General features: G+C 71.2%; 17 protein-coding genes. 12 read left to right on the top strand and 5 right to left on the bottom strand.

What is annotated here, in order from left to right:
• Nucleotides 1-74: 74 nt before the first annotated feature.
• Nucleotides 75-1,796: a cation:proton antiporter domain-containing protein gene (locus E0493_RS15895; protein WP_160938227.1), complete on the top strand. Its 1,722-nt coding sequence runs from the start codon at nucleotides 75-77 to the stop codon at nucleotides 1,794-1,796.
• Complete coding sequence (locus E0493_RS15900; RefSeq protein ID WP_160938228.1) at nucleotides 1,796-2,587, top strand: alpha/beta hydrolase; 792 nt, start codon at nucleotides 1,796-1,798, stop codon at nucleotides 2,585-2,587. Before E0493_RS15895 ends, E0493_RS15900 begins: the two co-directional genes overlap by 1 nt.
• Nucleotides 2,588-3,514: 927 nt before the next feature.
• Here the strand turns inward: E0493_RS15900 and E0493_RS15905 are convergent.
• From E0493_RS15905 to E0493_RS15915, 3 genes are all read right to left on the bottom strand, one after another.
• The gene (locus E0493_RS15905; RefSeq protein WP_160938229.1) at nucleotides 3,515-4,501 is read right to left on the bottom strand and encodes a Bug family tripartite tricarboxylate transporter substrate binding protein; all 987 of its coding nucleotides are present in this window, start codon (nucleotides 4,499-4,501) and stop codon (nucleotides 3,515-3,517) included.
• Between the two features lie 45 nt (nucleotides 4,502-4,546).
• Nucleotides 4,547-5,458, bottom strand: a complete 912-nt coding sequence (locus tag E0493_RS15910; RefSeq protein WP_160938230.1) for an AEC family transporter — start codon at nucleotides 5,456-5,458, stop codon at nucleotides 4,547-4,549.
• 135 nt (nucleotides 5,459-5,593) lie between these two features.
• Complete coding sequence (locus E0493_RS15915; RefSeq protein ID WP_160938231.1) at nucleotides 5,594-6,574, bottom strand: adenosine kinase; 981 nt, start codon at nucleotides 6,572-6,574, stop codon at nucleotides 5,594-5,596.
• Between the two features lie 511 nt (nucleotides 6,575-7,085).
• Between E0493_RS15915 and E0493_RS15920 the strand changes: the two genes are divergently transcribed.
• Together E0493_RS15920 and E0493_RS15925 are read left to right on the top strand one after the other, a co-directional pair.
• Complete coding sequence (locus E0493_RS15920; protein ID WP_160938232.1) at nucleotides 7,086-7,589, top strand: bactofilin family protein; 504 nt, start codon at nucleotides 7,086-7,088, stop codon at nucleotides 7,587-7,589.
• 46 nt (nucleotides 7,590-7,635) lie between these two features.
• Nucleotides 7,636-8,070: a hypothetical protein gene (locus E0493_RS15925; protein ID WP_160938233.1), complete on the top strand. Its 435-nt coding sequence runs from the start codon at nucleotides 7,636-7,638 to the stop codon at nucleotides 8,068-8,070.
• 203 nt (nucleotides 8,071-8,273) lie between these two features.
• On the opposite strand, the gene E0493_RS15930 is transcribed toward E0493_RS15925, so the two are convergent.
• Entirely contained in the window at nucleotides 8,274-8,501 is a 228-nt protein-coding gene (locus E0493_RS15930) for a YgaP-like transmembrane domain (RefSeq protein WP_160938234.1), read from the bottom strand.
• A 257-nt stretch (nucleotides 8,502-8,758) separates the two neighbouring features.
• Between E0493_RS15930 and rph the strand changes: the two genes are divergently transcribed.
• The 8 genes from rph to E0493_RS15970 all read left to right on the top strand — a co-directional run bounded on the left by rph (nucleotide 8,759) and on the right by E0493_RS15970 (nucleotide 20,344).
• Nucleotides 8,759-9,475 (top strand): ribonuclease PH, encoded by a 717-nt coding sequence (gene rph, locus E0493_RS15935; protein ID WP_160938235.1) that lies wholly within the window; start codon nucleotides 8,759-8,761, stop codon nucleotides 9,473-9,475.
• Nucleotides 9,472-10,086: a non-canonical purine NTP pyrophosphatase gene (locus E0493_RS15940; RefSeq protein WP_202397161.1), complete on the top strand. Its 615-nt coding sequence runs from the start codon at nucleotides 9,472-9,474 to the stop codon at nucleotides 10,084-10,086. Before rph ends, E0493_RS15940 begins: the two co-directional genes overlap by 4 nt.
• Nucleotides 10,087-10,226: 140 nt before the next feature.
• Nucleotides 10,227-11,822, top strand: coding sequence for an ABC transporter substrate-binding protein (locus tag E0493_RS15945; RefSeq protein WP_160938236.1), 1,596 nt, complete (start codon nucleotides 10,227-10,229; stop codon nucleotides 11,820-11,822).
• 128 nt (nucleotides 11,823-11,950) lie between these two features.
• The gene (locus tag E0493_RS15950; protein WP_160938237.1) at nucleotides 11,951-13,273 is read left to right on the top strand and encodes an aspartate aminotransferase family protein; all 1,323 of its coding nucleotides are present in this window, start codon (nucleotides 11,951-11,953) and stop codon (nucleotides 13,271-13,273) included.
• A gap of 479 nt (nucleotides 13,274-13,752) precedes the next feature.
• Nucleotides 13,753-15,354 carry an ATP-binding protein gene (locus E0493_RS15955; RefSeq protein ID WP_235913823.1) on the top strand — a complete coding sequence of 534 codons (1,602 nt, stop codon included), beginning with the start codon at nucleotides 13,753-13,755 and terminating at the stop codon, nucleotides 15,352-15,354.
• A gap of 126 nt (nucleotides 15,355-15,480) precedes the next feature.
• Nucleotides 15,481-16,452 carry a CobW family GTP-binding protein gene (locus E0493_RS15960; protein ID WP_160938238.1) on the top strand — a complete coding sequence of 324 codons (972 nt, stop codon included), beginning with the start codon at nucleotides 15,481-15,483 and terminating at the stop codon, nucleotides 16,450-16,452.
• Nucleotides 16,449-17,501 carry a WD40 repeat domain-containing protein gene (locus E0493_RS15965; protein WP_160938239.1) on the top strand — a complete coding sequence of 351 codons (1,053 nt, stop codon included), beginning with the start codon at nucleotides 16,449-16,451 and terminating at the stop codon, nucleotides 17,499-17,501. The genes E0493_RS15960 and E0493_RS15965 overlap by 4 nt, the downstream gene beginning before the upstream one ends.
• A gap of 224 nt (nucleotides 17,502-17,725) precedes the next feature.
• Nucleotides 17,726-20,344 carry an HWE histidine kinase domain-containing protein gene (locus E0493_RS15970; protein WP_160938240.1) on the top strand — a complete coding sequence of 873 codons (2,619 nt, stop codon included), beginning with the start codon at nucleotides 17,726-17,728 and terminating at the stop codon, nucleotides 20,342-20,344.
• Here the strand turns inward: E0493_RS15970 and E0493_RS15975 are convergent.
• On the bottom strand, nucleotides 20,333-21,076 hold the full coding sequence (locus tag E0493_RS15975; RefSeq protein WP_160938241.1) for a type 1 glutamine amidotransferase: 744 nt from the start codon (nucleotides 21,074-21,076) through the stop codon (nucleotides 20,333-20,335). The genes E0493_RS15970 and E0493_RS15975 overlap by 12 nt on opposite strands.
• Between the last annotated feature and the right edge of the window lie 108 nt (nucleotides 21,077-21,184).

Here is a 21,184-nt window from a genome sequence, read left to right on the forward strand (position 1 = left end):
CGGAACCGTCATCATTGACGGGAATGATGAGGCACCCTGGCCTGGGCCGCGGCCGCCCTCTACTCTGCCCGGCAATGCACGCCGCGCCGCCCCTGCTCGCCGTTCTGGTCATCGCCCTTTCCCTTGCCTTCGCCTGCGGCCTGGCCGCACGGGCGCTGCACCTGCCGCCGCTGCTCGGCTACCTGGTGGCGGGGGCGCTGGTCGGGCCGCATACGCCGGGCTTCTCCACCGACCATGGCTTCACCGCTACTTTGGCGGAGGTGGGCGTCGGGCTGCTGCTGTTCGGCGTGGGGCTGCATTTCCGGGCGCAGGACCTCCTGGCGGTCTGGCGCGTCGCCGTGCCGGGTGCGGTGGTGCAGGTGGCGCTGGTGGGCACGCTGGGAGCTGCGGTCGCGGCGCAGCTGCTTGACGTCGGGCTGGGCGGCGCCTTCGCCTTCGGGCTGGCGCTGGCCATCGCCTCCACCGCCGTCGCCACCCGCGCGCTGGAGGAACGTGGCCGCCTTTCCGGCCAGGCCGGGCGAATCGCCCTGGGCTGGCTGGTGATGCAGGATCTCATCGTCGTGCTGGGCCTGGTGCTGCTGCCGGCCGCCGCGGGCGGAAGCACGGAGGGGCTGGGCTTCGCCATGCTGCGCGCCGTGGCGGAACTGACCGCCTTCATGGCCGTGATGCTGCTGGCCGGACGGCGCGTGCTGCCCTGGGCGCTGCGGCGCGTCGCCGGCACCGGCTCGCGCGAGCTGTTCACCCTGGCGGTGGTGGTGGCCGCGCTTGGCGTCGCGCTGGCGGCCACGACGCTTTTCAACGTCTCCTTCGCGCTGGGCGCCTTCTTTGCCGGCGTGGTGCTGGGGGAGAGCGACCTCGGCCACCAGGCAGCGGCGGAAACGGTGCCGCTGCAGCGCGTCTTCGCCGCCCTCTTCTTCTTTTCCGTCGGCATGCTGCTCGACCCGATGGCCCTGGCCGAGGCGCCGCTGGCCGCCGGCGCGGCACTGGCCGTCGTGCTGCTCGGCACCGGCGGCATCACCTTCCTGCTGCTGCTGGCGCTCGGCGTGCAGCCGGCCACGGCCGCCACGGTGGGCGCCGCCTTCGCCCAGATCGGCGAATTCTCCTTCGTGCTGACCGAGCTGGCGGTTGGCCAGGGCATCCTGCCGCAGGCGGCGCGCGGCCCTGTCCTGCTCGCCAGCTTCGGCTCCATCCTGCTGACGCCGCTGAGCTTCCGAGCCTTTGCCGCGCTGCTGCCACGGCTGGAGGCGAACCGCGCGCTGCGCCGCTGGCAGGGCGGCCGCCGCCCGCCACGCCATCCCGCGCTGACCGGGCTGCGCGAGCACGTGATCCTGATCGGCTATGGCAGGGTGGGCAGCACCATCGCCGAAGCGCTGCGCCGCCACGGGCTGCCGATGGTCGTGGTGGAGGAGAACCGGCGGCTGGCGGAGCGCTTGGTGAAGGAGGGCGTGCACGTCGTCTGGGGCAATGCCGTGCAGGAGGAGGTGCTCAGCGCTGCCCGGCCGCGCCAGGCGCGGCTGCTGGTGCTGGCATTGCCTGGCGCCTGGGAGGCGCGGCGGGTCATGGAACTGGCACGACAGGCCAATCCTGCCATCGAGGTGGCGGTGCGAACCCACGCCGACAGCGAGATCGCCTGGCTGCGTGCCGAGGGAGGCGTGGGAATGGCTGTCATGGGAGAGCGGGAGGTGGCATTGAGCATGGCGGACTTTACCTTGCAGCGGCTCGGCGTGCCGCTTGAGGCAGCACGCGCCACGGTCACCCTGCTGCGGGCCGGCATGCCCGGCGAGACCGCCGCCTGATGCCCGACGCCCTGCCGCCGCACTCCGGTAAAGGCGCCGCTCCCCTGCTGCGCCACCTTCCGGCCGCCGGCTCGCCGATCCTGCTTTTCCTGCACGGCGCAGGCTGCGGCGGCTGGGTCTGGGAGGAAGGCTTCGCCGCGCATTGCACTGCGGCCGGCCTACCCGCGCTGGTGCTGGACTTTGCCCGCGCGACGAAGAGTGCCGCCGCCGGTCTGGATGACTATCTGGCCCAGGCACGGGCCGTGCTGGCGCGGCAGGAGGGTCCGGTGGTGCTGGTGGGCCATTCGCTCGGCGCCCTCGTGGCGCAGCGCCTGCTGCTGGAGCCTGTGGTATGCGGCGCCGCCCTGCTGGCGCCGGTGCCGCCGGAAGGGCTCTGGTTCTCCAGCGCCCGCCTGGCCCTGACCGACCCGGCCCTGTGGGGCGAGGCCGCGCGCATGGACCAGCCCGTCGGCACCGCCCCCGCGGACCTCGCCCGCAACCTCTTCAGTGCCGCCATGCCTCCGGCGCGGGCGCAGTACTTCCTGCGGCGGATGGGCGGCGAATCCCGGCGCGCCCTGCTGGACGCGCAGATGCCGCAGCCCGTGCCCCATGGCTGGCTGCACCGCCGCCGCGTGCTGGTGCTCGGCGCCACAGGAGACCGGCTGATCGCACCCGACGCGGTGCACCGCTGCGCGCTCTGGCATGACACCCGGGCCGAGTTCCTGCCTGGCGGGCACCTGCTGATGCTGGAGCCGGGCTGGGAAGGGGTGGCCGGGCGGCTGCTGCGATGGGTGGAAAGCCTGGGGAGCTGACTCCCCCCCTTATGCCGCCTGCTTCCTTGCTGCCTCCTCGCCGCGCATGCTGCCGGGCTGTGGCCCCGGCTTGGCCAGCATCGTTATCCGAATGACCATGAACGGGGCGCAGACATCGGTTCCGCGCACCTTGATCGAGGCCGGCGCGCCGACCTGGGCCGGGTGGGCAGGCCAGAGGATGGGCCAGCGCCTGCCAGCCTCGGCAGCGGTGGGTGGAGCCTTCATCCCCGGTGGCATCTTTGCCCGTGAGCTGCAGCTCCTGAGCGCCACAGGGAAGGAGCCCGACCCGCCGCAACCCAGATTGTAAATCATATTCTGAATAGCTACCTATGGTTGTAAAGTGCCCTTAATTTTTCGCTCTTGAGGCGGCGGGGGGCACGAGGCCGCTGCCCTTTGGTGCAGGATCTGCCCCCCAGGACTCCAAACTGGCCAGTCGCAACTGCCGGCACCACCGCCGGGCAGGGAGCGGCGCCAGCAGCCCTGCATGAGGGAGGCCCGAATGCCTTCGCGGCCGAACGCGCCGTCGTTGTCGCCGGTGTGATTCAGGCTGAGATGCAGCCGTCGGCCGCGCGAAACGGCGCATGGCAGCGGGAGCCGCTGCTGCCAGGGACGGACCCGCCAAGCGTCGGCACGTTCAGGCCCAGGCTCCCGGATTTGCCGTTGCGCTGTTCCCAAGAGAACAGCTCGGTGCCGTCGGAAGGCTGCCGTCTGCGGATTCGGATCGCCGCGCGGGCCTATTGGTCATCCGCGCCCATCCTGACCAGCGCCTCGCGCGCCTGTGCCGCCACCTTCGCACCGGGCAAGCTGCAACAGGGGGAACAGGCCAGAAGACCGACGCTGCATCGCCCCTCCAGGAGTGGAGGGGCATTCTGGCCGGCAGCCCGCATCACAGCCAGGGCTGCACCCACCGGGCAGGAATTGCGCCGCCTACCCGTCCAGCCGGATGCCGAGGTCACGGATCAGCGGTCGCCAGACCGCGTTCTCCCGCGCCACGAAGTCGTTCAGCTCGGTGGGGGACCAGGGGGCGCTCTCGATGCCGAGGCTCCGCATCCGCGCCTGCATTCCCTCGGAAGCGACGGCGGCGCGCATTTCGGCGTTCAGGCGCTCGATAACGGGCTGCGGCGTGCCGGTGGGCGCCGACATCGCCTGCCAGCCGAAGGCCACGGCATTGCCGACGCCGAGCTCTTGCGCCGTTGGCACCTGCGGCGCCTGCGCCGAGCGCCCTTCGGAGAGCACCAGCAGCGCCCGCACCTTCTTCTCGCGGATAAAGGGAATGCCGGTGGCGCAGTCGATCAGCACGCTGTCCACCGTGCCGTTGAGCAGGTCCTGCATCGCCGCCGGGCCGCCGCGATAGGGCACGTGGGTGGCTTCGAAGCCGGCGCGGCGCTTCAGCATCTCCATCGCCAGGTGGTGCGGCGAGGCGACCGCGGGCGAGCCGTAGGTCGGCGGCCGCTGCCGCGCCAGCGTGCGATAGGCGGCGAAGCTCGCCACGCCCTCCGGCCGCACCACCAGGAAAAGCGGAAAGCGGCCGATGAAGCCGACGCCGGTGAGGTCGCGGTCGGGGTCGTAGGGCAGCTTGGCATAGAGCGCCGGATTGTAGACGAGGTTGCCATTGTCGGCGTGCAGGAAGGTGTAGCCGTCGGGTGCGCTGCGGGCGACGGTTTCGCTGGCCAGCACGGCGCCGCCGCCGGGGCGGTTCTCCACCACCATGTTCTGCCCCAGCGCGGGGCCGAGGGCGGCGGCGATCAGCCGCGCGAAGGTGTCGCTCGGCCCGCCGGCGGGGTAGCCCACCACCCAGCGCAGCGGATGGTCCGGCCAGGCGGAGGGCGCCGGTGCCGGCGCCTGGGCACGCGCCAGCCGCGGCAGCAGCATTCCTCCCAGCAGTCCCAGCGCAGCTTCGCGTCGTCCCAGCATGCCGTGGCCCCATCCTCTCGCCGGCGCATCATGCGCCGCCAGGGCTCAGTGCGCCAGCAGCAGCACCCAGAGCGGCAGCGTCACCATGGCGGCGATGTGCTGGGTGGTGATCATGGCCGCCATCAGCGGCGCGTCGCCACCCATGGCGCGGGCCTGGACATAGGCCGTGGAGGCGGTGGGCTGCGCCATGAACAGCACGGCGATGGAGGCGGCCAGCGGGTCCAGCCCGACGCCATGGGCCAGCGCCGCCGCGAGGGCGGGCATCACGAAGAGCTTCAGCATGCCGGTCAGCGCCTGGGTCAGCGGCCGCGCCGCCAGGGCACCGAGCGTCAGCGCCGCGCCGACGCAGAGCAGGCCGATGGCCAGCGAGCCCTGGGCCAGCGCCTTCAGCAGCCCGCGCAGCCCCGGCGGCGGCCCCCCCACCAGCGCCAGCGCCAGCCCGAGCGCGCAGGCGACCAGCAGCGGGTTGGTGGCGATCTGCCGCAGCAGCCGCAGCGGGTGCGGCCGCCGGTCGCCGCCCATGGCGAAGACCAAAGTGATGACGACCTGCACGCAGGGCACGATCAGCCCCGTGGCGATGCCGCCGAAGGCGATGCCCGCCTGGCCGTGCGCCGCACCCACCACGGCGAAGGCCATCAGGTTGTTGTAGCGGATGCCGCCCTGCAGCACCGAGGTGGCGGTGGCATGGCCATGCCCGAGCAGGCGCGCCAGCAGCAGGGAAAGCATGGTCCCGGTCAGCAGCGTGCCCCAGATGGTGCCGGCCATGCCGCCGATCGGCAGGGTGGCGAGGTCCACGGAGCCGATCGAGGCGGTGAGCAGCGCCGGCAGCAGCAGGGTGAAAACCAGCTTCTCCATGCCAGCCCAGACGGCGAGGTCGGGCAGCAGGGTGCGGCGGAGCAGCGCGCCGAGGCCGATCAGGCCGAAGGTGGCGACGAAGGCGTCGAGCCAGGGGCCCATGGAAGCGTTCCTGCGAAGGCATTGCAGTGGGGCGCCGCCCCTTTGGGCCTTCGCGACATGAAAGGCAGGGTCCGGGGAGACGCTGCCTCCCCGGCGGGGAGGGTCCGGGAGGGGCGGCGCCTCTCCCGAAAGGGTTCAGCGGGCGACCAGCGCCTTCAGGTCGTGCTGCGGCCGCGCCCCGAAATGCCCGATGCACTCGGCGGCGGCGACCGACCCCCAGCGCCCGCACTCGGCCAGCGCGTGCCCCTGGGCCAGTGCCGCCAGGAAGCCGGCGGCGTAGGCGTCGCCCGCCCCGGTGGTATCCACCACCTCCGCCGGCGCGGCGGCGATGACGTGGGTTTCGTCGCCGCGGATGATGACGCTGCCCTTCTCCGAGCGGGTCAGCGCGGCGAGCTTCACCTCGCGCCGCACGGCTTCCACCGCCGCCTCGAAGCTGTCGGTCTCGTAGAGGCTGGCGATCTCCGCCTCGTTGGCGAAGAGGATGTCCACCTGATGCGCGACGAGGCTGCGGAAGGCGTCGCGGTGGCGGCCGACGCAGAAGGGATCGGAGAGGCTGAGCGAGACCTGCCGTCCGGCCTGGTGCGCCACGCCGGCGGCGCGGCGGAAGGCGGCCTGCGCCTCCGGCGGGTCGAAGAGATAGCCCTCCAGGTAGGTGATGGCGGCGGAGGCCACCATCGCCTCGTCCACGTCCTCCTCGCCGAAGCTGACGCAGGCGCCGAGATAGGTGTTCATGGTGCGCTGCCCGTCCGGCGAGACCAGGATCAGGCAGCGCGCGGTCGGTGCCCCGCCGCCCAGCGGCGCGGTGGGAAAGGCCACCCCGGCGGCACGGATGTCATGCGCGAAGACCTTGCCCAGCGCGTCCTCCGCCACCTTGCCGAGAAAGCCGACCCGGGCGCCCAGGGCGGCCGCGGCGGCGCAGGTGTTGGCCGCCGAGCCGCCGCTGCTTTCCACGCCGGGCCCCATGGCGGCGTAGATCGCCTCCGCCCGCTCCGCATCGATCAGCGCCATGCTGCCCCGCGCCATGCCGTTGGCGGCGAGAAAGGCGTCCTCCGCCCGCGCCTGCACGTCGAGGATGGCATTGCCGATGCCGAGGATGTCGAGAGTGGGAGCTGCCATCGAGATCGGGCCCTGTGCTGCTGATGGGGTCTGCCGTGGGCACCCCGGAAGTTGCGCGGCGGTCCTGCCAGGGCCGCGATAGCAGCCATGCGGCCAGCGGCATAGGTGGCAGCGCGCCCTCACGTCTTGCGGCGCGGCCATGGCCAGGGCGGGGGAGGGCGGGCCGCTGCCCGGCGTCCCAGGCCTGTTGTCCCCGCCCCGGGGCGGCTGCCGAAAAGGCCCCCGCGATCACCGATTCTCGCCTGCACCCCGTTGTCCATAACAGCCCTTGCGTGATAGCCCGCAAACAAGCGCACCGGCTTGTCCGACGATGCTGCGCGAGGCTTCACACCACCCATTACTGGGGGATCAGATGTCCGTCTTCCGCCGCCGCCGCGATGAGTCCACTCCGTCAGGGTCCGAAGCGGGAGGCGAAGCGGAGACCGGGCCGGCTCCGACCACCGTGCCTGTTGCGCGTGACCCCGACCTCGCCGTTCCGCCGTTCCGCCCCGCGACCAGCCAGGAGGCCCCGATGAACCTGCCGCCCAAGCCCAGCCAGGCGCCTGCCGGCATGGGCGTGCCGCCACGGCCGCCGGTGAATGCCGGTGCCCCGCTTACCACCCGCCCGGCCGCCGGGCCGGCGCCCGCTCCGCAGCATTCCGAACGCCGCACCATGGTGGTGGGCCGCGGGATCAGCCTGCAGGGCACGGTGACGGACGCCGAGCGGCTGGTGGTCGAGGGCACCATCGAGAGCCAGATGATGCAGGCGGCCGAGCTGTTCATCAGCCAGTCCGGCGTGTTCAAGGGCGAGGTCGAGGTCGAGGACGCCGAGATCGTCGGCACCTTCGACGGCACGCTGACCGCGCGGGGCAACCTGGTGATCCGCAGCACCGGCCGGGTGCTGGGCATCGCCCGCTGCCGCCGCCTGCAGGTGGAGGAGGGCGGCCAGCTTTCCGGCCGCATGGAGATGCTGAGCGAGGGCAACAACGCGCAACCCTCCTACGCGCCCGCCCCGCTTCCCGTTGGCGAGGACTGATCAAGGCGGCGCGGGCCGGTTCCCCCCGGTCCGTGCCAACCTTCTCATGGCACGCCGCCCGCCACTGATCGCCCTGCTGCTGCTCGGCGCCTGCGCCGCGCAGCCCTCTTCAGCCGATCCGCACGCCGTGCTGCAGGAAGTGCTGCAGAACTACCGGGCCAACTTGGCCGGCATGCAGCCGACCAGCGCCCCCGTCCTGCCACGCCTCGAAGGCATGCCCATACGGGCCACGCAGTTGCTGGGCCAATCGCCCTCGACCCTGCGGCGCTGGCTTGGCGAGCCCAGCCTGCGCCGCAAGGAAGGAGAGGCGCAGATCTGGCTGTTCCAGACGCCCTTCTGCCATCTCGACGTGGTGCTGGACCGCGAGGACGCGCCAGGCAGCCCGCTGCGGGTCAGCTATGCCGCCGCCCGGGCCGCCGGCACCGAGCGGCGCACCGAGGCCGCCTGCCTCTCCGAGCTGGAACGGCAGGCCTCGCTCTAAGGAAAGGTCCGGGGGAAGGAATTCTCCCGGACCTCCGTCTTCTTTCCATCGGTCGGGGCGGGGAAAGGCGGCATGGCCGCTCCTGACCGCCGTCGCGCGGGCTGTGCGAGCGCTGATGACCAGAACAAAGGACGAGGCGCCGGGGGAGCCCCTTTCTCCCCGGTTGCACTTCCTGCCTGATCGGCGGCGAGGGCAGGTGCCCCTCAGACCCGCCCGTCGGTGAGCATCGCCTTCACGGGGCAGCTTCCTTCCGCGCCGCGCCAGGCGAGATAAGCGCCCGCGCCGAGCGACAGCACGTTCAGCAACGGGTTGGGACGTGGCTTCGCCGCCGCCGCCGCCATCACCAGCCCCGCCACGACGTAGAGGGCACGCTCGCCGGTGCTCAGCACGCCGCCGTCATGTCCGGACCGGGCCGGATAGGATTGGTCCATCACTTCGCTCCTCGCGTTGTTCGTGCGGAAAACTCCGCGGCCGCCGGGGTGGTTCCACACGCCCCAGCCACGCCAGCCCGACGCCAGCCCGACCCGGAAGCGCGTGGCGGCTTTTCTCCTCCCGGGGCCAGGGCGATCCTCGGTCGGGACCGGCATGGGCCGGCGGCGGCATCCTCCGCCCACCCTGATTTGACAGGGCCGCACGCAACGGCGCATTCCCTGCCCCCCTCGCCGCCACAACACGGAAAGAACCAACGATGCGCCCCTCCGGCCGTGCCCCCGACGCGCTGCGCGCCGTCTCCCTCCAGCCTGGCGTGGCCCGCCATGCCGAGGGCTCCTGCCTGATCCGCATGGGCGTGACGGAGGTGCTCTGCACCGCCAGCGTGGAGGCGCGCGTGCCGCCCTTTCTGCGCGGCAAGGGCGAGGGCTGGGTGACGGCGGAATACGGCATGCTGCCGCGCGCCACCCACACCCGCGGCGACCGCGAGGCGGCGCGCGGCAAGCAGTCCGGCCGCACGCAGGAAATCCAGCGCCTGATCGGCCGCGCCCTGCGCGCCGTGGTGGACCGCAAGGCCATGGGCGAGATGGCCGTGGTGCTGGACTGCGACGTCATCACCGCCGATGGCGGCACCCGCTGCGCCGCCATCACCGGCGCCTGGGTGGCGCTGCACCAGGCCTTCGAGCATTGCGTGCTGAAGAACGTGATCTCGGGCAACCCGCTGCGCGACCAAGTGGCCGCCATCTCCTGTGGCCTTTGGCAGGGCACGCCGGTGCTCGACCTCGACTATGCCGAGGACAGCGCGGCCGATGCCGACAGCAACTTCGTCCTCACCGGCAAGGGCGGCATCGTCGAGGTGCAGGGCACCGCGGAGGGCGCTCCCTTCTCGGAGGCGCAGCTGCTGGAGCTGATGGCGCTGGCCCGCCAAGGCACCGACGCGCTGTTCGCCGCCCAGCGCCGGGCGATCGGCCGATGAGCATGCGCCGCCAGCTCGCCGAACGCCGCATCGTCATGGCCAGCCACAATGCCGGCAAGGTGCGGGAAAACGCAGCATTGCTGGCGGAGCATGGCATCGAGGTGGTCAGCGCCAAGGAGCTGGGGCTGCCCGTCCCGGACGAAACGGAGAGCACCTTCCTCGGCAACGCCACCCTCAAGGCGCTGGCGGCGGCGAAGGCCTCCGGCATGGTGGCGCTGGCCGATGACAGCGGCTTCTCCGTCGCCGCGCTGAGCGGCGACCCGGGCGTCCACACCGCCGACTGGGCCGAGCAGCCCGGCGGCGGACGCGACTATGGCCGCGCCATGGCGCGGGTCGAGGAACTCGCCCGCCCGCATGCCGACCGCGCGGCCTGGTTCACCTGCGCCCTTGTCCTCGCCTGGCCGGATGGGCACGTCGAGGGTTTCGAGGGGCGCGCCATGGGCGAGTGGGTCTGGCCGCCGCGCGGCATGCACGGCTTCGGCTATGACCCGATGTTCCAGCCGGCCGGGAAGAGCCAGACCTTCGCCGAGATGAGCGCGGAGGAGAAGCACCAGATCAGCCATCGTGCGGCCGCCTTCCGGCTGCTGGCGGAAGGCTGCCTGCGGGCGTGAAAAGCCAGTCCGGGGGAAGGAATTCCCCCGACCCCCCCATCTTCTTTTTGGCAGCTTGGGGCGGCGCGGGGAAACCATCGGGCGCAACAGGGTTCTGCAAGCAGCATCGGCCATCGCCACGGCCAAGGGGACCCTACGCCATGCTCTCACGCCGCCAGCTTCTTGCCACGCCAGCCCTCGGCGCCGCCCTGCTTCCCGCCGCCTCCCGGGCCGCGGTGCCGGACACCATCCTCGCCATCGCCCGGCAGATCGACGACATCACCAGCCTCGACCCGCACGAATCCTTCGAGGCCTCGGGCGGCGAGATCATGGGCAACATCTATGACCGTCTGCTCGCGGTCGACCCAGGGGACTCCTCCCAGGTGGTCGGCGACCTCGCCGAGAGCTGGCAGGTGGGCGATGACAGCCAGAGCTTCACCTTCCGCCTGAAGCCGGACCGCGTCTTCGCCTCCGGCAAGCCGGTCACGGCGGAAGACGTCGCCTTCAGCTTCCAGCGCCTGATCCGGCTGCAAAAGGCGCCGGCCTTCATCCTCGGCCAGTTCGGCCTGACGCCGGACAACGTCGGGCAGGCCGTTCAGGCCGCCGACCCGCGCACCGTCACGCTGCGCATCGGCTCCCCGCGCGCGCCGAGCTTCGTGCTCTACTGCCTGAACGCCAACGCGGCGAGCATCGTCGAGAAGGCGCAGGTCATGCAGCACGCCCAGGGGGATGACCTCGGCAATGGTTGGCTTCGGCAGCACAGCGCCGGCTCGGGTGCCTATGTGCTGCGCGACTGGCGCGCCAGCGAGAGCGTCATCCTGGAGGCCAACCCGCGCAGCCCGGCGCAGCCGCACCTGCGGCGCGTCATCATCCGCCACGTGCCGGACTCCACCGCGCAGCTGCTGCAATTGAAGCAGGGCGACATCGACATCGCCCGTAACCTCAGCCCGGACCAGATCCGCGGCCTGGAAGGCGACGATACGCTTCGCCTCGTCCGCAAGGAGCGTGCCTTCCTGCTCTATCTCGGCCTGAACGCCGCGCACCCGATGCTGGGCAAGACGCAGGTGGCGCAGGCGATCAAGTGGGCGATCGACTACGACGCCATCGAGCGCAACCTGGTGCGCGGCACCTGGAACGTGCAGCAGAACTTCCTGCCCGCCGGCATGCCCGGCGCCCTGACCGACAAGCCCTTCCGCCACGACCCCGGCCGCGCGCGCGACCTGCTGAAGGCGGCCGGCGCGGGGGATGGCTTCAGCATCACGCTGGACCATTTCTCCGGCCAGCCGCATGCCGATATCGCCCAGGCCATCCAGGCCGATCTCGGTGCGGTGGGCATCCGGGTGAACCTGCTTTCCGGCGAACAGCGGCAGGTCATCACCAAAACCCGCGCGCGGCAGCACGAGGCGGCGCTGCTCTACTGGGGCTCCGACTACTACGACCCCAATTCCAACGCCCAGGCCTTCCTGGTGAACCCCGACAACAGCGACGACGCTGCGCTGAAGACCGTGGCCTGGCGGAACCACTGGCGGAACCTGCCGCTGAGCGAGGCGGCCCAGGCGGCCACGCGCGAGGTAGACACCGGCCGACGGCTGGAGATCTACCGCGACCTCCAGCGCCGCTTCCGCGAGCTTTCGCCCCTGCCCGTCCTGCTGCAGCAGCAGGAGGTGGCTGCCACCCGGCGCGTGGTGCAGGGCTTCGAGCTGGGTGGCGTCGCCTACCGCACGCTCTACGCCCCGGTGCGCAAGGCCGGCGGCTGACAAGCGCCATCCAGGCTTGAAGAAAAAAGATGGGGTCTGGGGGAATTCCTTCCCCAGCCTTCCCCCTCGCCATCCGCGGCCAAGGCGCCTAGCCTTTCCTTCTTCGCCCTCAGACGCGCAGGAAGGCCATGAACGAGATCTCGCGCCCGAACGACCTGGATGCGTTCTGGATGCCCTATTCGGACAACCGGTACTTCAAGTCGCATCCGCGCATGCTCGCCCGTGCCGAGGGCATGACCTACTGGACCGCCGACGGGAAGGAGGTGCTGGACGGCACTTCGGGCCTCTGGTGCTGCAATGCCGGCCATGGCCGCAAGGAGATCACCGAGGCCATCCAGAAGCAGGCGGCGGTGATGGACTTCGCCCCCACCTTCCAGCTTGGCCACCCCATCGCCTTCGAGGCGGCGGCGCGCGTCGCGGAGGTCACGCCGGAAGGGCTGGACCGCGTCTTCTTCACCAATTCCGGCAGCGAGAGCGCCGACACCGCGCTGAAGATCGCCCTGGCCTACCACCGCGCACGCGGCGAAAGCCAGCGCGTGCGGCTGATCGGCCGTGAGCGCGGCTATCACGGTGTCGGCTTCGGCGGCATGTCGGTGGGCGGCATCGGCGGTAACCGCAAGCAGTTCGGCGCCATGCTGCCCTATGTGGACCACCTGCCGCACACCCACATCCCCACGATGAACGCCTTCTCCAGGGGCCAGCCGAAATACGGCGTGGAACTGGCCGGCCGGCTGGAGGATCTCGTCGCGCTGCACGGCGCCGACACCATCGCGGCAGTGATGGTGGAGCCGATGGCCGGCTCCACCGGCGTGCTGGTTCCGCCCAAGGACTACCTGCAGCGCCTGCGGCAGATCTGCGACAAATACGGCATCCTGCTGATCTTTGACGAGGTGATCACCGGCTTCGGCCGCCTCGGCACGAATTTCGGCAGCGAGCGGCTGGGCGTGACACCGGACATCCTCACCATGGCCAAGGGCCTGACCAACGCCGCCGTGCCGATGGGCGGGGTGGCGGTGCGGAACGGCATCTACGACGCCATCGTGGGCGGCGCGCCGGACGGCATCGAGCTGTTCCACGGCTATACCTATTCGGGCCACCCGCTGGCGGCGGCGGCGGCGATCGCCACGCTGGAGCTGCACAGGGCGGAGGACCTGCCGGGCCGTGCCAAGGCCCTGGAGCCCTATTTCGAGGAGGCCGCCCACGCGCTGCGCGACCTGCCGAACGTCATCGACATCCGCAACATCGGTCTGGTCGCCGGCATCGAGATGGCGCCGCGTCCGGGCCGGCCGACGGCGCGCGCGACGGATGTGTTCCGCAAGTGCTTCGACGACGGCCTGCTGATCCGCACCACCGGCGACATCATCGCCCTCTCGCCGCCGCTGATCGCGGAGAAAAGCCATGTGGACCGGATGTTCGGGACGCTCTCCGACGCGATCAAGGCGGCCGCTTGAAAGAGGCGGGGAGGGCGTCGCCCTCCCTGAGCCCCACCCGGGATGGCACTGTCACCCCGGACCTCTGCGTCCGCTCCCTCTGCGGCTGAGGCGCGCGCTCCTCGCGCCGAGGCAGGTGCGGAAACCTAGCCAAGCTCACGCTTGTCCCTGGGCGGCGTTGCCTTGATCGGGGCTGAAAACACTCTCGGCGCTTGATTCTCACAAGATCGTGTCCATATAGCGCTTCTTTCCGCTGCCCCCGCGCTAGCTGATCCGCCTTCACCTGGAAGTTCTTGTGCCGGCTTGCAGCATCCTTTCCCGTTCAGGGCAACGCACCTGACCGGGCAAGGATCTTGGTTGAGCCAAACGGCTGGAACGGTTTCCATGCGCCCGCGCACATGGAATCGTACCGGTCGCTGGCCGTGCACGGGCTTGCTGGTGTGGCAAGTTGAGAGACGGCCGAGTTGGACCTCCTGCTGCGACTTCTTGCCTGCCGAGGCATGTCCCTTCCGGCCCGCTGCCTGGCGGCCATTCTTCTGGTCCTGTTTGCGGCCGCGCTGCGGGCAGCCCTGCCCGCGCTGGAACTGCCCTTTCTGCTCTTCATCCCTGCGTTGATGGCGGCCGGTTTCTTTCTCGGCCGGGGTCCCGGCATTTTTGCGACTGCCCTCGCAGCTTTCCTGGCTGCCTACCTGTTCATACCGCCCGCCTTCACCCTGGCGCTCATGGCAAAGGACTGGATTGCCACCGCAGGCTTCACGCTGGTGAACCTGGGCATCGTCGTGGTTTGTGCCGCCCTGGGCGAAAGCCTGATCCGGCGCGAAGCCGACCTTGTCGCCCTGGGCGAGAGCCGCGCGCTGGCTGCCCAGAGCGAGGCCAATCTGCGCCGGCTGAACGAAACCCTGGAGCACCGCGTGAGGCAGGAGGTCGCGGAGCGGAGCAGGACCGAGGATGCCCTGCGGCAGAGCCAGAAGATGGAGGCGGTGGGCCAGTTGACCGGCGGCCTGGCGCATGACCTCAACAACATGCTGGCCGGGATCACCGGCAGCCTGGAGCTGCTGAAGGTGCGGCTCGCGCAGGGCCGCCTGCAGGAGCTGGACCGTTACGTCCAAGGCGCCGAGGGCGCGGCCCAGCGTGCCGCGGCGCTGACGCACCGGCTGCTCGCCTTCTCGCGCCGGCAGGCGCTGAATCCCAGGCCCACCAACCTGGACCAGCTGGTCAAGGCGATGGAGGAGCTGCTCCGCCGCACGGTTGGGCCGGAGATCGTCCTGGATGTCGTGGGCACCGGGGGATTGTGGAACACGCTGGTGGACACCAACCAGCTTGAGAATGCGCTGCTGAACCTCTGCCTCAACGCGCGGGACGCCATGCCCGCCGGCGGGCGGCTGACCATCGAAACCGCCAATCTGAACCTGGATGAGGCGTTCACCCGCAGCCGCGACATGTCCGCCGGCGACTATGTCTCCCTCTGCGTGACCGATACCGGGACCGGAATGAGCGCGGAGCTGATCCAGCGGGTGTTTGAACCTTTCTTCACCACCAAGCCCCCCGGGCAGGGCACTGGGCTCGGCCTCTCCATGGTCTATGGCTTCGTGCGGCAGTCGGGCGGCCAGGTGCGCGTCCACTCCACGCCCGGCCAGGGCACCACGGTCTGCCTCTACCTGCCGCGCAGCGATGCGCCGCTCGATATGGTGAAGCAGAGCCCCGGCCTGGCGGAAGCGCCCCGCGCGAGGGAGGGCGAGACCGTCCTGGTGGTGGATGACGAGGCCACGGTGCGGCTGCTCATCGTGGAGGTGCTCGGCGAGCTGGGCTACGCCGCCATTGCTGCGCAGGATGCGGCGGAAGCCCTGGCGATCCTCCGCTCCGGGGTGCGGGTGGATTTCCTGGTCACCGATGTCGGGCTGCCCGGGGGAATGAACGGCCGGCAACTGGCCGAGGAGGGACGCGCAGCACGCCCCGGGCTGAAGGTGCTGTTCATCACCGGCTATGCGGAGGCCGCCGTGCTCGGTCAGGGGCATCTGGAGGCCGGGATGCAGATGCTCACGAAGCCCTTCGCGATGGAACGGCTGGCCTGCCGCCTCCGGCAGCTGGTCGGCAGCCCGTGAGAGAGCCCGCACCGCGGCCTGCCTCCGCCGGCAAGGCGGCCATTCCGCCGGCGCCCCCCGTGACCCCGGCGGGGATTGGTATCATATAACACCGCGAACGACCTTTCTGCGGCAGGACCCCCGACCATGAGCGAAGCCCGCGAGACCGTCCCCGTCACCGTGCTGACCGGCTATCTCGGTGCCGGCAAGACCACGCTGCTGAACCGCATCCTCAGCGAGAACCACGGCAAGAAGTTCGCCGTGGTGATCAACGAGTTCGGCGAGCTGGGCGTGGACAACGACCTCGTCATCGACGCCGACGAGGAAGTGTTCGAGATGAACAACGGCTGCATCTGCTGCACCGTGCGCGGCGACCTCGTGCGCATCCTGACCGGGCTGATGCGGCGGCGCGGCAAGTTCGACGGCATCATCGTCGAGACCACCGGCCTCGCCAACCCGGCCCCCGTGGCGCAGACCTTCTACATGGACGAGGACGTCAAGCGCGCCACCCGGCTCGACGCCATCGTCACCGTGGTGGACGCCAAGAACCTGCTCGCCCGCCTGGAGGACAGCGCCGAGGCGGCCGAGCAGATCGCCTTCGCCGACCTGATCGTGCTGAACAAGATGGACCTGGTCAGCGAAGCGGAGGCCGCCGAGGTCGAGCGCCGCATCAAGGCGATCAACCCCTATGCCGAGATCCGCCGCGCCACCAGGTCGGACGTGCCAGTGGAGAGCGTGATCGGGCGGGACGCCTTCAAGCTGGAGCGCATCCTGGAGCGCGAGCCGGACTTCCTCACCAGCGACGAGCACGAGCACAACGAGGACGTGATGAGCATGTCCTTCGAGGTGGACCAGCCGATCGACCCCGAGAAGTTCAACCAGTGGATTGGCATGCTGCTGCAGAGCAAGGGGCAGGACCTGCTGCGCACCAAGGGCATCCTGGCCTACAAGGGCGAAGACCGGCGCTTCGCCTTCCAGGCCGTGCACATGATCGCCGACGGCGACTTCATCGGGCCGTGGAAGGCGGGTGAGCCGCGCAAGTCGAAGATCGTCTTCATCGGCCGCAACCTGAACCGCCCGCAGCTCCGCCGCGGCTTCGAAGGCTGCGTCGCGGCATGAGCGAGGGCAGCACCGGCGGCGTGGAAGAGGCCGATTTCCTGCTGCAGAGCCGCGGCACGTCGCAGGAGTTTGGCGCCTGGGTGGTGGGCGTCGCCTTCGGGCGGGACGGGCGCAGCGTCGCCTTCTCGCTCGCCGACGGCACGCTGCGGCTGGCCGACGCGGCTGAGGCCGCCGCCGGCTTCCGCGAGGTGGCGGCGCATGACGGCGCCTGCCTCGCCCTCACCCCCGACGTGGCGGGCGGCTATCTTTCCGGCGGCGACGACGGCAGGCTGCTGCATGTCGCGGCGGATGGCTCGGTCGCCGAACTGGCCAATTTCGGCATGATGAAGTGGGTCGGGCACCTGGCCGCCCATCCCTCCGGCCTGCGCGCCGCCGCGGTCGGCAAGGTGGTGCACCTGCTGGACCGTGACGGCCAGAAGCTGAAGGCGCTGGAGCATCCCTCCACCGTCGGCGGCGTGGCCTTCGACGCCAAGGGAAAGCGGATCGCCGCCGGGCACTACAACGGCGCCAGCCTGTGGTTCGTCCATTCCAAGGAGGACAAGCCGCGCGTCCTGCCCTGGAAGGGCAGCCACCAGTCCGTGCAGTTCAGCCCGGACGGCACCCATGTGGTGACGACGATGCAGGAGAATGCCCTGCACGGCTGGCGCCTGACCGACCAACAGGACATGCGGATGTCCGGCTATCCCGCGAAGATCAAGTCCATCTCCTTCACCGGCAAGGGCCGCTGGCTGGCCACGGCGGGGGCGGACTGCGTGGTGCTCTGGCCCTTCTTCGCCGGCGGGCCGATGGGCAAGCCGCCGGTGGAACTGGCCGGCGGGGATGGCGTGCTCTGCACCCAGGTCGCCTGCCATCCGCAGCACGAGGTGGTGGCGGCCGGCTTCCAGGATGGGCTGGTGCTGATGGCCGAGATCGCCTCCGGCAAGGTGGTGCCGGTCGCCGCCCCGGGGCGTGGGCCAGTCTCCGCGCTGGCCTGGAATTCCACCGGCACGCACCTCGCCTTCGGCACGGAAACCGGCTTCACCGGACTGGTGGACCTGTCGAAACGGTAATCGGACACCAAAAGGCGTGGCCCTTCCGTGCACAGTCGCGTGCGGGATGGCCGTGCCGGCCTCGGGCTCACGTCGAAGTGCCGCTTCCCCGGCTTGCGTGGCATGTGGCCCCCCGATGATCTGAACTGGGTCGCTGCAGATGGGGTGCCATGAGAATCCGCGAGGGGCTGGAAGGCGCCCGCCTGCGTCTGCGCCGGGCCGTGCAGAGGCCTCGTGGACTCAGGATGCACCTGCTCGTCTTCGCCCTGGCCTTGCTGGTGCCCGCGCTGGTGGGAGGCGGGCTCACGGCGTGGCAGCTCGGCCGCACCTACCGGGATACTGCCGAGGCCGGCCTGCAAGGCGCCGCCCGTGCCATGGCGACGGCCGTGGACCGCGAGCTGGACGTGGTGGCGACCGCGGTCAGCACCCTTGCCGGCTCTCCGGACATACGCTCGGCCCTCCTGGCGATTGACCAGCCGGACATCAACTACACCTTGGCCGACCTGCACGCGCAGATGCGCGCGGTGGGCGAGGCCTTCGGCGGCTGGGTCGTGCTGGTGCGGCCGGACGGCACCCAGCTATTCAACACGCTGCTCGCTCCTGGCACGCCCCTGCCCCGCGCCCGCGGCTTTCCCTGGATCAGCCGCGCCATGGAAACCGGACAGGTGGTGCTCAGCGACCTCTTCACCGGCGGCGTGGCGCAACGCCCGATCCTCGCCGCCTTCGCACCCATCTTTTCGCCCGGTGGCGGTGCGCAGCGGGAACTGATCCTGATCCTCGCCTTTGATCCGGCCCGGCTTGCCGACCTGCTGGCCGAGGCGAGCGAAGGCAGCGTCGCCGGGCTGATCGAGGTGCAGCACGGTCGCTTCGTGGCGCGCTCCGCGGCGCATGCCGCCGCCGTCGGCAACGATGCCCCTGCCTGGCTTGCCAAGGCGGTGCAGGGGCGCCGCTCCGGCGTCGCCCGCGGCCCTTCGCTGGACGGCACGGAGGTGGTCGCCGCTTATCAGCGACTGAAGCGGGTGCCGTGGGCGGCAATGGTCACCCTGCCGGCCGCGGCCTATGACGCCGCCTGGGGCAAGCCGCTCATCGTTCTTCTGCTTGCCGCCGTGGCGCTGCTCGCGGCGGCGCTGGTGCTGGCGGCCCTGCTGGCGCGCCGCCTGCTCCGGCCGGTCCAGGGCCTGGCCCGCGAGGCGCAGGCCGTGGCTGCCGGGCAACCCACGCCGCCCGTCCTGCCCAGTTCCCCCGTGACCGAGTTCGAAGCCCTGCGGACCGCCCTTGGCCGCGCGGCCGAGGGCATGCGCGCCCGCGCCGCGGCCGAGGGGCGCGCCGCCGCGGCGGAAGAGGCGGCGGCGGCCTTGCGCACGGAGCGCGACCGGGCGCGGCTCTATTTCGACGTGGCCGGGGCCATGCTGGTCGTGCTCGACGCGGACGGAACGGTGCGCGGCATCAACCGGCGGGGCCTGGAAGTGCTCGGGCTTGCCAGCGAGGAGGAAGCGCTGGGCCGGAACTGGCATGACACCTTCGTGCCCGAGCGCCTGCGCCAGCCGGCGCGGGACGTCCTGCAGGCGCTCGCCGCCAGCCATGGAGCGTGGGAGGACACCCACGAGAACCGCCTGCTCCGCGCGGACGGCGAGGAACGGCTCATCGCCTGGCGGAACGCCGTGCTGAACGACGCTGCGGGCAGGCTGCTGGCGGTGGTCGGCTCCGGCGAGGACATCACCGATCGTCGCGCGGTGGAGGAGCAGCAGAACCTGCTGATGCGCGAGCTGGACCACCGCGCCAAGAACGTGCTCGCCGTTGTGCAGTCGATCGTCCGCCTGACCCGGGCCGAGCGCCCGGCCGACTTCGCCGCCGCGGTGGATGGCCGCGTCCGCGCGCTGGGCCGGGCGCACACGTTGCTGGCCCGCACCAACTGGGGTGGCAGCGACCTGGGTGCCGTGATCGAGGCCGAGCTGGCGCCCTATGTCGCCCGGCGGCGCGCGAGCTTCGTTGGCCCCGCGGTACGGCTGGCGCCGGAGGCGGTGCAGCCGCTTTCCATGATCCTGCATGAGCTCGCCACCAATGCGGCCAAGCACGGTGCCCTTTCACGCCCCGGCGGACGGGTGGGGATCAGCTGGAGCCCGCAGCCGGAAGGCGGGCTGCGCCTGGAGTGGATGGAAGCCGGCGGGCCACCCGTGCCGCCGGCCGGCGCGCGGCAGCGCGGCTTCGGCTCGCGACTGATCGAAGCCACGGCGCTCCAGCTCGGGGGGCATGTTCAGTTCGACTGGCAGCCCTCCGGGCTGAGCTGCCAGCTGCTGATCGCGGCCGACCGCGTCGCCCTGCAGACCCTGGCTTCTCCTGCCGGCGTCGCGAAGGGAGAACCCGCCGAGGGAGACGAGCAGAGGGCGCCTGCCAGGCTGGAGGGATGCCGCGTGCTGGTCGCGGAGGACGAGACCCCGGTCGCGCTGGAGCTGGAGGACACGCTGCGCCAGCTGGGCTGCACGGTGATCGGGCCGGCGGCGACCCTCGGCGAAGCGCTGCGCCTTGCCGAGCAGGAGATCCGCGCGGGAGGCCTGGACGCCGCGGTGCTCGACGTCAACCTGCACGGCCAGGCGGCCTTCCCCGTTGCGGACCTGCTGGTGCGGCATGGCCTGCCCGTGCTGTTCGCCAGCGGCTACCACGAGTTGCCGGGCGGCTGGGCCATGGGCGGCGGCCAGGGGCAGACCGCACGGCTGCACAAGCCGCTTGCCCGCGGCGCCCTGGCCGCGGCGCTGCAGCGCCTCCTGACGGGCTCCGGAGACGCGCCAGGCGCCCTGCGCCATGAGGTCCGGCCATCTTCAGGCAAACGGCGGCGAACCTGCCGCAGCGGTCCCTCAGGGTCCTGAGGGCGGCGGCTCCGCGGGAAGGCCTCCGGAGCGTTCCGCCAGGGCGTGCCCCGCCCGGCGCGGCTTCTTTCCCAGCCCCACCAGCGCCAGCATCTCGGTGAACAGCGCCTCCCGCTGGGCGGCAAGTCTGGCGTCGCGCTCGCGGGTCAGCGCGAGCAGGGCTTCTGGCTGGAGGCCTTTCGCCGCAAGGCGCTCGGGCGGCGTGAAGCCGATCCAGTCGGCGATGCAGCCGGCATTGGCCTCCGGATGGAACTGCACGCCGACGGCGCGGCGATGGCGGAAGGCCTGGATGGTGCCCTCCGAACGTGCCAGCACCTCCGCCTCCGGCGGCAGTGCCACGTGGTCGCCATGCCAGCGGATCCAGGGGCCGCGCCAGACCGGGCCGGAAATCTCGGCGGTTTCCATCCAGCCCTCATGGAAGGTGCCCGTGGGCGCCACGCTGCCGCCGATGGCCGAGGCGATCATCTGCGCCCCGAAGCAGATGCCGATCGCCGGCCGCTCCGCCACGATCCAGCGCGCCAGCAGGGCCCGCTGGCGGCCAATCCAGGCATCGGCGTCATAGGCGGCCTTGGGTGAGCCCAGCGTCACCAGCAGGTCCGCCTCGGGCGTCCAGCCCTCCGGCAGTTCGGGGCCGGCCACGGTGTGCAGCACGGCGCCATGCCGCCGCTCCAGCCAGGTGCCGAAATGGCCGATCGGCGCAAGAGGAGAATTTTCGACAACCAGAACCCGCATCGTTTCTTATCCGGCATGGAGAAGGCTGCGCGGGGCGGCGCCCGGCCGCCCTTCGCCATCAATGCCGCAAGGGTGAGCGCCATGCATCCCTGCCCCGACATTTCCCTC

Origin of the sequence: Teichococcus coralli, assembly GCF_009829925.1 — a bacterium.
Lineage (GTDB): Bacteria > Pseudomonadota > Alphaproteobacteria > Acetobacterales > Acetobacteraceae > Pseudoroseomonas > Pseudoroseomonas coralli.

Bases quoted from the DNA above. Each gene is read 5' to 3' on its own strand.
- E0493_RS15895 (WP_160938227.1), top strand. From the start codon at position 75: ATGCACGCCGCGCCGCCCCTGCTCGCCGTTCTGGTCATCGCCCTTTCC.
- E0493_RS15900 (WP_160938228.1), top strand. From the start codon at position 1,796: ATGCCCGACGCCCTGCCGCCGCACTCCGGTAAAGGCGCCGCTCCCCTG.
- E0493_RS15905 (WP_160938229.1), bottom strand. From the start codon at position 4,501: ATGCTGGGACGACGCGAAGCTGCGCTGGGACTGCTGGGAGGAATGCTG.
- E0493_RS15910 (WP_160938230.1), bottom strand. From the start codon at position 5,458: ATGGGCCCCTGGCTCGACGCCTTCGTCGCCACCTTCGGCCTGATCGGC.
- E0493_RS15915 (WP_160938231.1), bottom strand. From the start codon at position 6,574: ATGGCAGCTCCCACTCTCGACATCCTCGGCATCGGCAATGCCATCCTC.
- E0493_RS15920 (WP_160938232.1), top strand. From the start codon at position 7,086: ATGAACCTGCCGCCCAAGCCCAGCCAGGCGCCTGCCGGCATGGGCGTG.
- E0493_RS15925 (WP_160938233.1), top strand. From the start codon at position 7,636: ATGGCACGCCGCCCGCCACTGATCGCCCTGCTGCTGCTCGGCGCCTGC.
- E0493_RS15930 (WP_160938234.1), bottom strand. From the start codon at position 8,501: ATGGACCAATCCTATCCGGCCCGGTCCGGACATGACGGCGGCGTGCTG.
- rph (WP_160938235.1), top strand. From the start codon at position 8,759: ATGCGCCCCTCCGGCCGTGCCCCCGACGCGCTGCGCGCCGTCTCCCTC.
- E0493_RS15940 (WP_202397161.1), top strand. From the start codon at position 9,472: ATGAGCATGCGCCGCCAGCTCGCCGAACGCCGCATCGTCATGGCCAGC.
- E0493_RS15945 (WP_160938236.1), top strand. From the start codon at position 10,227: ATGCTCTCACGCCGCCAGCTTCTTGCCACGCCAGCCCTCGGCGCCGCC.
- E0493_RS15950 (WP_160938237.1), top strand. From the start codon at position 11,951: ATGAACGAGATCTCGCGCCCGAACGACCTGGATGCGTTCTGGATGCCC.
- E0493_RS15955 (WP_235913823.1), top strand. From the start codon at position 13,753: ATGTCCCTTCCGGCCCGCTGCCTGGCGGCCATTCTTCTGGTCCTGTTT.
- E0493_RS15960 (WP_160938238.1), top strand. From the start codon at position 15,481: ATGAGCGAAGCCCGCGAGACCGTCCCCGTCACCGTGCTGACCGGCTAT.
- E0493_RS15965 (WP_160938239.1), top strand. From the start codon at position 16,449: ATGAGCGAGGGCAGCACCGGCGGCGTGGAAGAGGCCGATTTCCTGCTG.
- E0493_RS15970 (WP_160938240.1), top strand. From the start codon at position 17,726: ATGCACCTGCTCGTCTTCGCCCTGGCCTTGCTGGTGCCCGCGCTGGTG.
- E0493_RS15975 (WP_160938241.1), bottom strand. From the start codon at position 21,076: ATGCGGGTTCTGGTTGTCGAAAATTCTCCTCTTGCGCCGATCGGCCAT.